The following is a 13,251-nucleotide window of genomic DNA, read 5'->3' as shown; positions in this document are numbered from 1 at the left end:
TCACCGGAACCCCGCTGACCCGGCGGCTTGCTTGCCGTTGTTCCGTGTCAGTGGAGGCGCATTATAGGGAGTAATTCTGAGGTGACAAGGGGAAATGCAAAAAAACTTTTCGTTCGCTCGCTTTTCCATCAAGACGCTGTTTAAACGCCCTGTTTGCGGATCATTTGCGCGATTTCTCGGGCAAATCGGGAGACCTGTTGCCAGTCGGTATAGACCACTTCTTTACGGGTATCCGTTTCGCCCCCGGTCATTTTCATAATCAGGCGGATCATAAACCGATCGTACCAGCGGTAACGCGGGTAACGTAGCGCCCCGGCAAACACCGCGCAGCTCTGCGGCTGCCACGGCGAGTTGAGCAGAAACTTGCGCGTATAGCTGTTGGTCTGCGGCGTGCGCTTCTCGGGTTTACGCGCAACCAGGTTCACCGAAAAGAATGCCCCCGGCAGCGCCTGCAATGCTGCAAGGTGCTTTTTCACAAAGCGGTCCACCGCCGGATGAAAGTGTCCGTAGCGAATCGACGCGCCAATCACCACGCGATCATAATGATGCCATTCCACGTCATCGGTACGGTTCAGATTCAGGGTGTCCGCATCGATACCCAGCTCTTTAAGCTCAGAGGCGAGAAACGAAGCGATTTCACGTGTCTGCCCGTCGCGGGTGGAAAAGAGAATTAAAGTTTTCACGAGCACTCCTGTTATTCGCGCCAGAAAGTGGGAGTAAAGAGCACCAGTAAGGTGAACACTTCCAGACGACCAAACAGCATATTAGCAATCAGGATCCATTTCGCGACCGGGTTCATGGTGGCAAAGTTGTCCGCGACGACGCCGAGCCCAGGCCCGAGGTTGTTCAATGTCGCCACCACGGAGGCGAAAGCGGAGAAGTCATCCACCCCGGTGGCGATAATAGCCAGCATACTAATGATAAAAACCAGCGCATAGGCGGAGAAGAATCCCCATACCGCTTCCAGAATACGTTCCGGCAGCGCGCGGTTACCTAATTTAATGCTATACACCGCATTCGGGTGAACCAGACGCTTAAGCTCACGGTTGCCCTGCTTGAACAGCAACAGGATACGGATAACCTTTAAGCCACCGCCCGTGGAGCCTGCGCAGCCGCCGATAAATGCGGAGCACAGCAGAAGCACCGGCAGGAACAGCGGCCAGCGCGCAATGCTATCGGTGGTGAATCCCGCGGTGGTCGCCATCGACACCACCTGGAAAAACGCCTGATTCAGCGTCGTCAGCACCGAGCCGTACACGTTATGAAGCCATAGCACCAGCGTACAGACGATGACCAGCGTCAACTGGACGCCAATGAACATTCGAAACTCAGGGTCGCGCCAGTACACCTTCAGGCTGCGTCCGCTCAACAACGAAAAATGCAGACCGTAGTTACAGCCGGAGATCAGCAGGAAGATGGCAATGATGGAGTTGATCATCGGGCTGTTGAAATAGCCGACGCTGGCATCGTGAGTCGAGAAACCGCCGATGGCGATGGTGGCGAAGCTGTGCCCTATCGCATCGAAGGCCGGCATACCGGCAAACCAGAGCGCCAATGCGCAGGCGACCGTCAGTAACACATAGATGAGCCACAATGTCTTTGCCGTCTCGGCGATGCGCGGGCGCATCTTGTTATCTTTCAGCGGGCCGGGCATTTCCGCACGGTAGAGCTGCATCCCCCCGACGCCGAGGATAGGCAGAATCGCCACCGCCAACACAATGATCCCCATGCCGCCGAACCACTGCAGCATCTGCCGGTAAAAGAGGATAGCGTGCGGGAGCGAGTCCAGCCCCACCAGGGTGGTCGCCCCGGTCGTCGTCAGGCCGGAAAATGACTCGAAGAAGGCATCCGTCACCGTCAGGTTCGGCTGTTCGGCGAAAATAAAGGGCAAGGCCCCTACGCTACCCAGCACGGTCCAGAACAGCACCACGATCAGAAATCCTTCACGGGATTTCAGTTCGCCCTTTTGCTTACGGTTCGGCCACCACAGCATGGAGCCGATCGCCAGAGCGACAAAAAAAGTTTGAGTGAAGGCCCGTCCCGCGCCATCGCGATATATCAGGGCCACTAATCCCGGGACGATCATCGTCCCCGAAAACAAGATGACCAGTAATCCAACGATTCGGGTTATGGCGCGAAAATGCATCTCTGGCGCTTCCTTTGGTAGGCAAAAAAACAGAGGGGATTATTCGTTAATCTTCAGCAATTGCAATGAACCGCGACTAAAATCAGCCAGTTTTGCTGAAAAAGCCGCCACTTCAGCCTGGGGAAGCGCCACGCGCAGCCGAACCGACGCCAGATATTCGCTTTCAACGACGTTGCCGGAAAATTGGGCGAGCAGCGCTTCGACGCCGGCCAGTTGCCCATATTCACATTGCAAAGTATATGCCGTTAACGGCGTCTTGCGCAGTGTCGTCAACTGCGCCAGCGCCTGATGAACACCGCCGCCATAGGCTTTCACCAGGCCGCCGGTGCCCAGCAGGATACCACCGTAGTAACGTACGACGACAGCGGTTATCTCGCCGACGCCGCTTCCCATCAGCTGCGCCAGCATCGGTTTACCCGCCGTTCCCGCCGGTTCGCCATCATCAGAAAACCCAAGCTGTTGCGAATCATCAGGCGGTCCGGCGACCCACGCCACGCAGTGGTGACGGGCATCGGGGTGATCCGCTCTGACGGACTCGACAAAGGCTTTCGCCGCCGCCACGCCGTCGGTATGCGCCAACAACGTGATAAAACGGCTCTTTTTGATCTCCTCAACGACGGAAACGGGCGCCGCCGGGATTAACCAGCTCTCCATTAGGCCAGCTTCAGATCGCGCGTCATATTTTCGATACTGTTTTCGTGAACCACCACGTTATCTTCGATACGGATCCCGCCGAATGGCTTCATGGCGTCAATTTTTTGCCAGTTGAAGTGTTTGCTGAACGGGCCTTCACGCCACGGCGCCAGTAACGACTCGATAAAGTAGATGCCGGGTTCAATGGTCAACACCATACGCGGCTCGATAATACGGGTGCAGCGCAGATACGGGTATTTCGCTGGCGCCGCCAGATGCGTACCGGAGTCGTCTTGCATAAAGCCAGCAACATCATGCACCTGCAGACCCAGCGGATGACCAATCCCGTGCGGCATAAATGGCCCGGTCAGATCGTTTTCCACCATCGCCTCTTCGCTCATGTCAGTGACTAACTGGTGTTTACGCAGCAGTTTCGCAATACGCTGGTGGAACTGGATATGGTAATCGACGTAGCGAGTCCCGGCTTTCATGGTGCTAATCAGCGCCAGCTGCTCGTCGTTAACGTCTTTAATCAGATGGGCGAAATCGTTATCGCCGTGTGCCGCCCAGGTCCGCGTCAGATCCGCAGCATAGCCGTTATATTCCGCACCGGCGTCGAGCAGGAAGCTGCGCATTTCCGCCGGAGCGCGGTGGTCCAGTTTGGTGTAGTGCAGGACAGAAGCATGCTCGTTCAGCGCCACGATGTTGCTGTAAGGCACGTCGGTATCGCGGTGACCGGTTGCGGTAAGATAGGCCTGATTGATATCGAATTCGCTCATCCCGGACTGAAAAGCTTCATAGGCCGCACGATGACCATTCACCGCCGACTTCTGCGCTTCACGCATACAGGCCAGCTCGTAATCGGTTTTGTAAGCCCGGTAGTAATGCAGATAATCGATAACCCCTTTCGGGTTGATCTTATCCGCGGCGATTCCCAGACCCAGCGCGCGCTCCGGCACCGGCCCGATATAACCAATATTTCCGCGAGCGGCAGGCAGTTGGCTGCCGATGCCATCGGCCTTCGGCAGCGCGACCACATCGACCTCTTCGGTCCAGAACGAGGTTGGCAGCGGCTCAACGTTATGCCAGTAATCAACCGGCAGATAGAACCACAGCTTCGGTTTATTCACACCGTCCACCAGCAACCAGCAGTTAGGCACCTGAGTCACCGGCACCCAGGCTTTGAACTGCGGATTGACCTTGAACGGGTACGGATGGTCATCAAGGAAGACGTTAACCAGCTCGCCGGAGTGAATCAGCAGAGCATCCATCTGAAAACGGGACAGGACGTCGCGGGTACGTTCTTGTAGGGTAACAATATGATTTTTATAGAGCGCGGCCAGGGATTCCATCTTTTGTCCTTTGCTTTTATGGGATCGTGATACTCCGCATCTTAGCACATCGACCTGCGTGCGGGTGATTTCCACCGGATGTGATCCGACCAGCAATTATTTAAAGAGTAATTTGCAATTCTTTAACATAAATTCCACACTCCGTTTCATCTGGTATGACCAGATCATATTGCTGGATTCAGGAGACTGACATGCTCTACAAAGGCGACACCCTGTACCTCGACTGGCTGGAAGATGGCATCGCCGAACTGGTGTTCGATGCCCCAGGTTCGGTCAACAAGCTTGATACCGCAACCGTAGCCAGCCTCGGTCATGCGCTGGACGTACTGGAAAAACAAAACGATCTCAAAGGCCTGATGCTGCGCTCTGAAAAAGCGGCGTTTATCGTCGGCGCGGATATTACGGAATTCCTCTCACTGTTCCTGGTCCCTGAGGAGCAGTTAAGCCAATGGCTGCATTTTGCTAACAGCGTCTTCAACCGTCTGGAAGATCTTCCCGTCCCCACTGTCTCCGCCGTCAAAGGTTACGCGCTGGGCGGCGGTTGTGAATGCGTCCTGGCGACCGATTACCGCCTGGCGACGCCGGATCTGCGCATTGGTCTGCCGGAAACCAAACTCGGCATTATGCCAGGCTTCGGCGGCTCAGTCCGTTTGCCGCGCCTGCTCGGCGCCGACAGCGCGCTGGAGATCATTGCTGCCGGGAAAGATGTCGGTGCCGATCAAGCGCTGAAAATCGGCCTGGTGGATGGCGTAGTTGCTGCCGACAAACTGCGCGACGGCGCGCTGGCGATCCTGCGCCAGGCGATTCAGGGCGACCTGGACTGGAAAGCGAAACGTCAACCGAAGCTGGAGCCGCTGAAGCTCAGCAAAATTGAAGCGACGATGAGTTTCACCATCGCCAAAGCCATGGTCGCGCAAACCGCCGGGAAGCATTATCCGGCGCCGATCACCGCGGTGAAAACCATTGAAGCCGCCGCGCGTCTTGGTCGTGAAGAGGCCCTGGTGCTGGAAAATAAAAGTTTTGTTCCGCTGGCTCATACCAATGAGGCCCGCGCGCTGGTCGGTATCTTCCTCAACGACCAGTACGTCAAAGCGAAAGCGAAAAAACTGACCAAAGATGTCGAAACGCCGAAGCAGGCCGCCGTCCTGGGCGCGGGCATTATGGGCGGCGGCATCGCTTATCAGTCGGCGTGGAAAGGCGTGCCGGTCATCATGAAGGACATCAACGATAAATCGCTGACGCTCGGCATGACCGAAGCGGCGAAGCTACTGAATAAACAGCTTGAACGCGGCAAAATCGACGGTCTGAAGCTGGCCGGAGTAATAAGCACCATTCAGCCAACGCTGGAGTATAGCGGTTTTGATCGCGTGGACGTGGTCGTTGAAGCGGTGGTGGAAAACCCGAAAGTGAAGAAAGCGGTGCTGGCGGAAACGGAAGATAAAATCCGCCCGGATACCGTGCTGGCGTCCAACACCTCAACGATCCCCATCAGCGAGCTGGCCAGCGTTCTGCAGCGCCCGGAAAACTTCTGCGGCATGCACTTCTTTAACCCGGTGCATCGCATGCCGCTGGTAGAAGTGATCCGCGGCGAAAAAACCTCGGATAAGACCATTGCCAAAGTCGTCGCCTGGGCCAGCAAAATGGGCAAGACGCCAATCGTGGTCAATGATTGTCCCGGTTTCTTCGTCAACCGCGTGCTGTTCCCCTACTTCGCCGGCTTCAGCCAGCTGCTGCGCGACGGGGCGGATTTCCGCAAAGTCGATAAAGTGATGGAGAAACAGTTTGGCTGGCCGATGGGCCCGGCCTATCTGCTGGACGTGGTCGGCATCGACACCGCGCACCATGCTCAGGCGGTCATGGCGGCGGGCTTCCCGCAGCGGATGAAGAAAGATTATCGCGACGCCATCGACGCCCTGTTTGACGCCAACCGTTTCGGCCAGAAGAACGGCCTCGGCTTCTGGCGCTATAAAGACGACAGCAAAGGTAAGCCGAAGAAAGAAGAAGATGCCGCCGTCGACAGCCTGCTGGCCGACGTCAGCCAGCCGAAGCGCGATTTCAGCGATGAAGAGATTATCGCCCGCATGATGATCCCGATGGTTAACGAAGTCGTCCGCTGCCTGGAAGAAGGCATTATCGCCAGCCCGGCGGAAGCGGATATGGCGCTGGTATACGGCCTCGGCTTCCCTCCGTTCCACGGCGGCGCCTTCCGCTGGCTGGATACCATCGGCAGCGCGAAGTATCTCGATATGGCGCAGCAGTACCAGCACCTTGGGCCGCTGTATGAAGTCCCTGCCGGTCTGCGTGACAAAGCGCGCCATAACGAAGCGTATTATTCCCAGGTAGAGCCAGCCCGTCCGGTTGGCGCTCTGAAAACGGCTTAAGGAGTCACAATGGAACAGGTTGTCATTGTCGATGCTATTCGCACCCCGATGGGCCGTTCAAAGGGCGGCGCATTTCGCCACGTGCGCGCGGAAGACCTCTCCGCGCACCTGATGCGTAGCCTGCTGTCGCGCAACCCGTCGCTTGAGGCAAGCGCGATAGACGATATCTACTGGGGCTGCGTACAGCAAACCCTCGAGCAGGGTTTTAACATCGCCCGTAACGCGGCGCTGCTGGCGGAGATCCCGCATTCGGTACCGGCAAACACGGTTAACCGTCTGTGCGGTTCTTCCATGCAGGCGCTGCACGATGCCGCACGCATGATCATGACCGGCGATGCCAGCGTTTGCCTGATTGGCGGCGTGGAGCACATGGGCCATGTGCCGATGAGCCACGGCGTCGATTTCCACCCGGGCCTGAGTCGCAACGTGGCGAAGGCGGCAGGGATGATGGGGCTGACCGCTGAAATGCTGGCGCGTCTGCACGGCATTAGCCGGGAAATGCAGGATCAGTTCGCCGCGCGCTCCCACGCCCGCGCCTGGGCTGCGACCCAGTCCGGCGCATTCAAAGCCGAGATTATCCCCACCGGCGGCCACGATGCCGATGGCGTACTGAAGTCCTTTAACTATGACGAAGTGATCCGCCCGGAAACCACCGTCGAGACGCTGTCTACCCTGAGGCCGGCGTTTGACCCGGTGACCGGTACGGTAACGGCGGGTACCTCTTCCGCCCTTTCCGATGGCGCGGCGGCGATGCTGCTGATGAGCGAAAGTCGCGCCCGCGAACTGGGGCTGAAGCCACGCGCCCGCGTCCGTTCGATGGCGGTGGTCGGCTGCGACCCGTCCATTATGGGCTATGGCCCGGTTCCCGCCTCGAAGCTGGCGCTGAAAAAAGCGGGCTTATCCACCAGCGATATCGACGTCTTTGAAATGAATGAGGCCTTTGCCGCGCAGATCCTGCCGTGCATTAAAGATCTGGGCCTGATGGAGCAGATCGATGAGAAGATCAACCTTAACGGCGGGGCGATCGCGCTCGGTCATCCGCTCGGTTGTTCCGGGGCGCGTATTAGCACTACGTTGATCAATCAGATGGAGCGTAAAGATGCCCAGTTCGGCCTCGCCACCATGTGCATTGGCCTGGGACAAGGGATCGCCACCGTGTTTGAGCGGGTGTAAATTTACAAAAGGGTATCTCACAGCCAATGGCGTCAGAACAAGGCGGCAAGCGAGCGAACCCCGATGAGCTTACTGAAGTAAGTGATTCGGGTGAGCGAGCGCAGCCGACGCAGTTATGACGTCATTGGCGAAGAGAGACAGTTTAGTTGCCGTTCTTCCCGCCTGTCAGGGGCGGGTTTTTTATTTGCAGATATCAGATAAAGGCAAACGCGTCGCCAAACAGGCGATCTTCGCGCGCGCCGCGTTCGTTGCAGAACAGGTCGCGAGCAATCTTGGCCATCTCAAAACGCCCGGCAATATAGATATCGTGATCGGCCAGGGTACCGTAATCCTGCAGCACCGCGGTCAGCACGGTGCCGGAACGCCCACGCCAGCCCTCTTCCGGCTGCTCAACCACCGGCTCAATGCGCAGATTCGGATGTTTGACGCTCAAGGCTTCCAGCTCAGCCAGATCGTACAGATGTTTGGTCTCGCGGCCGCCCCAGTAAATCGCGATATCGCGCTGAGGATTGCGTGACAGCGCGGTCAGCAGAATAGAACGCACATAAGAGAAGCCGGTGCCGCCGGCAATCAAAATCAGCGGGCGGTCTTCATCTTCACGCAGCCAGGCTTCGCCATGCGGGATATCAACCTCAATTTCGCGCTCTTTCAGGATGCGATCCATGACCGCCATCGCGTACAGATTGAGCTCCGAGGCGCCGATATGCAGTTCGATAAATTCCTGTTCCGCCGGCGTGGAGGCCATGGAGAATGGGCGTTTGTCGCGCTCATCCATTACCACCATCAGATACTGGCCAGCGCGGAAAGAGAATGCCGCTTCCGGTACTAATCGAACACGATACACGGTATCGGTAATCGCCTCCACCGAGGTCACTTTACAGCTTAAGGTTGTCATGCGTCCCCTCTGTCGGGTCTATAGAGCAAAACAGCGGCGTTAGCCCCGCTTACTGTTGTTTAAAGATGGCCAGATCATCCCAGATGGCGTCAATGCGCGCCGTGACGGCAGGATCTTTTTTGATTGGGCGACCCCATTCACGCTGGGTTTCGCCAGGCCATTTATTGGTGGCATCCAGCCCCATTTTTGAACCCAGGCCGGAAACCGGCGAGGCAAAATCCAGATAATCAATTGGCGTATTCTCTACCAGTACCGTATCACGAGCCGGGTCCATACGGGTAGTGATCGCCCAAATCACATCGTTCCAGTCGCGGGCGTTGACATCGTCATCGCAGACAATCACGAATTTGGTGTACATAAACTGGCGCAGGAACGACCAGACGCCCATCATCACGCGCTTGGCATGGCCTGCATACTGTTTTTTCATCGTCACCACCGCCAGGCGGTAGGAGCACCCTTCCGGCGGCAGATAGAAATCGACGATTTCCGGAAACTGTTTTTGCAGGATCGGGACGAAGACTTCATTCAGCGCCACGCCCAGCACCGCAGGCTCATCCGGCGGACGGCCGGTATAGGTCGAATGATAAATCGCGTCTTCACGTTGGGTAATATGGGTGACCGTAAACACCGGAAACTGGTCTACTTCATTGTAGTAGCCGGTATGGTCGCCATACGGACCTTCCGGCGCCATCTCCCCGGCCTCGATATAACCTTCCAGCACAATCTCTGCGCTGGCAGGCACTTCAAGATCGTTCGAGACGCATTTCACCACTTCGGTTTTGGTACCGCGCAGCAGCCCGGCAAAGGCATATTCCGACAACGTATCCGGCACCGGGGTCACCGCGCCAAGAATGGTCGCTGGGTCGGCGCCGAGCGCCACAGAAACCGGGAAGCGTTCGCCCGGACGCGCCGCGCTCCACTCCTGGAAATCCAGTGCGCCGCCGCGATGAGACAGCCAGCGCATAATCAGTTTGTTTTTGCCAATCAGCTGCTGGCGATAAATCCCCAGGTTCTGCCGATCTTTGTGCGGCCCGCGGGTCACCGTCAGCCCCCAGGTGATCAGCGGCGCGGCATCGTCCGGCCAGCAGGTCATAATCGGGATTTTCCTCAGGTCGACGTCATCGCCCTGGATGATTTTTTGCTGGCAGGGGGCGCCGCGCAGACGTTTGGTCGGCATATTCAGCACTTGCTTAAACTGCGGCAGCTTATCAAACAGATCGCGGAAACCTTTGGGCGGCTCAGGCTCTTTCAGAAAGGCTAACAGCTTACCCACCTCGCGCAGCGAACTGACGTCCTCCTGACCCATTCCCAGCGCCACGCGCCGCGGCGTGCCGAACAGGTTGCACAGCACCGGCATGGTATAGCCTTTCGGATTCTCAAACAGCAACGCCGGACCGCCAGCGCGCAGGGTGCGGTCGGCAATTTCGGTGATTTCCAGGTGGGGATCGACCGGCAGAGTGATACGTTTTAGTTCGCCCTGTTGTTCCAGGAGTGTCAGAAAGTCGCGAAGATCGTGATATTTCATGAAAGTGTTATTGACCTCTCTACAGGCGGCTAATTATACGGTGTTCAACGGCGAGATGCTGTAATTTTGTTAAATTAGCGTGAAAGAACGCTGAAATTTGGATTTCAATTATAATGGCTTTCGCGATTACACCAGCCATTTGTTATGCTTGCCGTTATTAGAAGTGGAATGAGTCATTATGCAAGCCTGGTACTTACTGTATTGCAAACGTGGGCAGCTACAACGAGCCCAGGAACATCTGGAACGTCAGTCAGTTAACTGCCTGATGCCGACGATTGCGCTGGAAAAAATCATTCGCGGTAAACGCACCATGGTCAGCGAACCGCTGTTCCCGAACTACCTGTTTATTGAGTTCGATCCAGAGGTGATTCATACCACCACCATCAGCGCCACCCGCGGGGTTAACAACTTCGTGCGCTTTGGCGCCCTACCCGCTATCGTCCCCTCGGCGGTCATCCATCAGCTCTCTATCTATAAACCGGAAGGCATCACCGACCCGGAAACACCGCATGAGGGCGATAGCGTACTGATCACCGACGGCGCGTTCGAAGGCTTACAGGCTATCTTTACCGAGCCGGACGGTGAAGCACGCTCTATGTTGCTGTTAAACCTGCTGAATAAGCAAGTCCTGCAGAGCGTGAAAAACACCGATTTCCAGAAAATCTAAGCGCCGATAACGTCGATACCAAACAGCGCTCTGACGTTTGCGTCCGTTTGCGCCTCAAGCCACCGCGCCTCCTCGCCGCGCCAGGCCGCGACGCTGGCCAGGATATGCGGCAAATACGCGGGCTCGTTACGACGCGAGGCGGGTTTCGGCTTGAGGTCGCGCGGCAGCAGATAAGGCGCATCGGTCTCCAGCAGCAGACGTTCCGCCGGGATCGCCGGCAGTAGCTCTCGCAGCTCGATCCCGCGCCGCTCATCGCACACCCAACCGGTAATGCCGATAAACAGCCCCAGATCCAGACATTCCTGCACCTCGCTGCGGCTGCCGGTAAAGCAGTGCAGCACCGCGCCCGGGATCTTCCCAAGCCAGGGTTTAAGTAGCGTCAGAAACCGGTCGTGGGCGTCGCGGCAGTGTAAAAACACCGGCATCGACAGCTCGGCGGCCAGCGCCAGTTGGGCGCTGAATGCCGCCTCCTGCTCCTGCGGCGTGGAGAAATTACGATTAAAATCCAGACCACATTCCCCTATCGCCACCACCTGCGGCTCGCGGGCAAGGACATAAATCGCCTCGGCGACCGCTGGCGTCCAGCTGCTGCCGTCATGGGGATGAACCCCCGCCGTGGACCAGCAGCCGGCGTAATGGCTCGCCATTCTCTGCGCCTGCTGGCTCCCCGGCAAATTTGTGCCGGTCAGCAGCATGCCGTGGACCCCCGCCGACCGGGCGCGCGCCACCACCTCATCATGGTCGCGGGCAAACTGTGAACTGGTCAGATTAACGCCGATATCAAACATGATCGCTCCATATGACAACCGCCCTGACGGGCGGTTGGCGGTATTACTCTTCTCTGTGTTCAGCGGCTTCAGCTTCGGCCGCGGCATCGTCATCGCGCGTCAGGCGCTTCCCGGTGTAGAAGCGGGCGAAGAACACCCCGACTTCAAACAGACAGTACATCGGAATGGCCAGCAGCGTCTGCGAGAACACGTCCGGCGGCGTCAGCAGCATGCCCACCACGAAGGCGCCCACCAGCACATACGGCCGTTTTTTGCGCAGCTCTTCCGGCGTAGTGACGCCCATCCAGCAGAGCAGCACAATGGCGACCGGCACCTCAAAAGAGACCCCGAACGCCATAAACAGCGCCATCACGAAGTCGAGATAGCTGCGGATATCGGTCGAGACCAGCACCCCCTCCGGGGCAGCATGGGTCAGAAAGCCGAACGCCAGCGGAAACACGACAAAATACGCGAAAGCCATGCCGATATAGAACAGCAGCGTGCTGGAGACCAGCAAGGGCACCACCAGCCGGCGCTCGTGCTTATACAGCGCCGGCGCGACGAAGGCCCATACCTGATACAGAATAATCGGCACCGACAGGATCACCGACACCATAAAGGTCAGCTTTATCGGCGTAAAGAAAGGTGAAGCGACATCGGTGGCGATCATCGTCGCGCCTACCGGCATCTTGCTGATAAGCGGGGCCGAGACCAGCTGATAGATATCATTGGCGAAATAGACCAGCGCCAGGAAGATCACCAGGATAGCAATGATGCTGTTGAGCAGACGCTTGCGCAGCTCAATCAGATGCGAAATTAGCGGTTGTGTATCGTCTACGCCCATGTTTACGGTTTATCACTCGATGCGGGGGAAGAATGGGGGGCAGCCGCCGTAGCGGATGTTTTCTCTGCCGGTGAAGCGGGTTGCTCGTCGGCCACGGGCTCCGGCGCATGAACCGGAGCGCTGGCCTGATGTTCGGCCGTCGCCGGCGTGACGTCCTGCCGCTGCGCTTCGCTGCCTTTCACCACCGGATTATGGATGGTATTCGCTTCGTCGCTGGCCTTTTCCGGATCGTGGGCGCTATAGGAGCGCTTCATCGACTCCGCGGCCTCGCGCAGCTCGTCCATAGAGGCTTTCAGCTCCGGCGTCAGGTTATTCAGGCTGGCCTTTTCCACCTTCTTGAGGCTCTCCTGGAACTCCTGCAGTTTTAGCTCCTGAGCCAGCTCATTCTGCACCGTGGTCGCCAGCGACCGTAGCGTACGGATCCAGCCAACCACCGTTTTAACCGCGACGGGAAGCCGCTGTGGCCCCAGAACAATGAGGCCAATTACAAACACCAGCAGTAGTTCACTAAAACCAATATCGAACACGAGTTACACCTGCTCTTTGTCGTGGCGTTTTGTCTCGTCTTTTTTTGCATCATCCTGTTTGTCGGCGATAGTTTTCGCCGTGAAATCTGCGTCTGGCGCCGACTTTTCGGGTTTATCATCATCACTCATGGCTTTTTTAAAGCCTTTGATGGATGCCCCTAAGTCTGACCCCAGTGAGCTCAGCTTCTTCGTCCCGAATAGCAGAACTACGATGACGACAACAATTAATAACTGCCAAATACTGATACCACCCATACACGTTCCCCTATGACAGATGATGAATTATGTGGACGCATTATACACGCCATCCTGCCAGCCGCCTCGCCGTCAGGCCACCGGCA

At 57.2% G+C, this 13,251-nt stretch carries 13 protein-coding genes; 3 read left to right on the top strand and 10 right to left on the bottom strand.

The window, feature by feature from the left end:
• Positions 1-140: 140 nt before the first annotated feature.
• Genes hemG through pepQ form a run of 4 tightly spaced genes read right to left on the bottom strand, consistent with a single transcriptional unit; the run spans position 141 to position 4,131 of the window.
• Positions 141-683, bottom strand: coding sequence for a menaquinone-dependent protoporphyrinogen IX dehydrogenase (hemG, locus tag AC6CWS_RS21760; RefSeq protein ID WP_023291587.1), 543 nt, complete (start codon positions 681-683; stop codon positions 141-143).
• Positions 684-694: 11 nt separating this feature from the next.
• Positions 695-2,146 carry a Trk system potassium transporter TrkH gene (gene trkH / locus AC6CWS_RS21755; protein ID WP_004886724.1) on the bottom strand — a complete coding sequence of 484 codons (1,452 nt, stop codon included), beginning with the start codon at positions 2,144-2,146 and terminating at the stop codon, positions 695-697.
• 39 nt (positions 2,147-2,185) lie between these two features.
• Positions 2,186-2,800 (bottom strand): IMPACT family protein, encoded by a 615-nt coding sequence (locus tag AC6CWS_RS21750; protein WP_004886726.1) that lies wholly within the window; start codon positions 2,798-2,800, stop codon positions 2,186-2,188.
• On the bottom strand, positions 2,800-4,131 hold the full coding sequence (gene pepQ / locus AC6CWS_RS21745) for a Xaa-Pro dipeptidase (RefSeq protein WP_032454527.1): 1,332 nt from the start codon (positions 4,129-4,131) through the stop codon (positions 2,800-2,802). Before pepQ ends, AC6CWS_RS21750 begins: the two co-directional genes overlap by 1 nt.
• A gap of 191 nt (positions 4,132-4,322) precedes the next feature.
• Between pepQ and fadB the strand changes: the two genes are divergently transcribed.
• Both fadB and fadA read left to right on the top strand, forming a co-directional pair.
• Positions 4,323-6,512, top strand: coding sequence for a fatty acid oxidation complex subunit alpha FadB (fadB, locus tag AC6CWS_RS21740; protein ID WP_102004554.1), 2,190 nt, complete (start codon positions 4,323-4,325; stop codon positions 6,510-6,512).
• 9 nt (positions 6,513-6,521) lie between these two features.
• Complete coding sequence (gene fadA / locus AC6CWS_RS21735) at positions 6,522-7,685, top strand: acetyl-CoA C-acyltransferase FadA (RefSeq protein ID WP_004886733.1); 1,164 nt, start codon at positions 6,522-6,524, stop codon at positions 7,683-7,685.
• A gap of 193 nt (positions 7,686-7,878) precedes the next feature.
• Here fadA and fre read toward each other — a convergent pair whose 3' ends face one another.
• Together fre and ubiD are read right to left on the bottom strand one after the other, a co-directional pair.
• Entirely contained in the window at positions 7,879-8,580 is a 702-nt protein-coding gene (gene fre, locus AC6CWS_RS21730) for an NAD(P)H-flavin reductase (protein ID WP_004886735.1), read from the bottom strand.
• A 49-nt stretch (positions 8,581-8,629) separates the two neighbouring features.
• Entirely contained in the window at positions 8,630-10,105 is a 1,476-nt protein-coding gene (gene ubiD, locus AC6CWS_RS21725; protein WP_065883630.1) for a 4-hydroxy-3-polyprenylbenzoate decarboxylase, read from the bottom strand.
• A 178-nt stretch (positions 10,106-10,283) separates the two neighbouring features.
• Between ubiD and rfaH the strand changes: the two genes are divergently transcribed.
• Positions 10,284-10,772, top strand: coding sequence for a transcription/translation regulatory transformer protein RfaH (gene rfaH / locus AC6CWS_RS21720; protein WP_004886742.1), 489 nt, complete (start codon positions 10,284-10,286; stop codon positions 10,770-10,772).
• Here rfaH and tatD read toward each other — a convergent pair.
• Genes tatD through tatA form a run of 4 tightly spaced genes read right to left on the bottom strand, consistent with a single transcriptional unit; the run spans position 10,769 to position 13,165 of the window.
• The gene (gene tatD / locus AC6CWS_RS21715) at positions 10,769-11,560 is read right to left on the bottom strand and encodes a 3'-5' ssDNA/RNA exonuclease TatD (RefSeq protein WP_065883629.1); all 792 of its coding nucleotides are present in this window, start codon (positions 11,558-11,560) and stop codon (positions 10,769-10,771) included. The two genes, rfaH and tatD, sit on opposite strands and share 4 nt — an antisense overlap.
• A gap of 43 nt (positions 11,561-11,603) precedes the next feature.
• Entirely contained in the window at positions 11,604-12,383 is a 780-nt protein-coding gene (gene tatC / locus AC6CWS_RS21710; RefSeq protein WP_004886745.1) for a Sec-independent protein translocase subunit TatC, read from the bottom strand.
• 2 nt (positions 12,384-12,385) lie between these two features.
• Positions 12,386-12,910: a Sec-independent protein translocase protein TatB gene (gene tatB, locus AC6CWS_RS21705; protein ID WP_023291582.1), complete on the bottom strand. Its 525-nt coding sequence runs from the start codon at positions 12,908-12,910 to the stop codon at positions 12,386-12,388.
• Between the two features lie 3 nt (positions 12,911-12,913).
• Positions 12,914-13,165 carry a Sec-independent protein translocase subunit TatA gene (gene tatA / locus AC6CWS_RS21700; protein ID WP_002883425.1) on the bottom strand — a complete coding sequence of 84 codons (252 nt, stop codon included), beginning with the start codon at positions 13,163-13,165 and terminating at the stop codon, positions 12,914-12,916.
• Positions 13,166-13,251 lie beyond the last annotated feature (86 nt).

The sequence above is a fragment of the Klebsiella sp. M041 genome (assembly GCF_059759695.1).
The sequence above is the reverse complement of the archived record's forward strand: the minus strand, read 5'-3'. Positions and strand labels throughout refer to the sequence as shown.

Bases quoted from the DNA above. Each gene is read 5' to 3' on its own strand.
- trkH (WP_004886724.1), bottom strand. From the start codon at position 2,146: ATGCATTTTCGCGCCATAACCCGAATCGTTGGATTACTGGTCATCTTG.
- tatD (WP_065883629.1), bottom strand. From the start codon at position 11,560: ATGTTTGATATCGGCGTTAATCTGACCAGTTCACAGTTTGCCCGCGAC.
- rfaH (WP_004886742.1), top strand. From the start codon at position 10,284: ATGCAAGCCTGGTACTTACTGTATTGCAAACGTGGGCAGCTACAACGA.
- pepQ (WP_032454527.1), bottom strand. From the start codon at position 4,131: ATGGAATCCCTGGCCGCGCTCTATAAAAATCATATTGTTACCCTACAA.
- fadA (WP_004886733.1), top strand. From the start codon at position 6,522: ATGGAACAGGTTGTCATTGTCGATGCTATTCGCACCCCGATGGGCCGT.
- fre (WP_004886735.1), bottom strand. From the start codon at position 8,580: ATGACAACCTTAAGCTGTAAAGTGACCTCGGTGGAGGCGATTACCGAT.
- ubiD (WP_065883630.1), bottom strand. From the start codon at position 10,105: ATGAAATATCACGATCTTCGCGACTTTCTGACACTCCTGGAACAACAG.
- tatC (WP_004886745.1), bottom strand. From the start codon at position 12,383: ATGGGCGTAGACGATACACAACCGCTAATTTCGCATCTGATTGAGCTG.
- AC6CWS_RS21750 (WP_004886726.1), bottom strand. From the start codon at position 2,800: ATGGAGAGCTGGTTAATCCCGGCGGCGCCCGTTTCCGTCGTTGAGGAG.
- tatA (WP_002883425.1), bottom strand. From the start codon at position 13,165: ATGGGTGGTATCAGTATTTGGCAGTTATTAATTGTTGTCGTCATCGTA.
- fadB (WP_102004554.1), top strand. From the start codon at position 4,323: ATGCTCTACAAAGGCGACACCCTGTACCTCGACTGGCTGGAAGATGGC.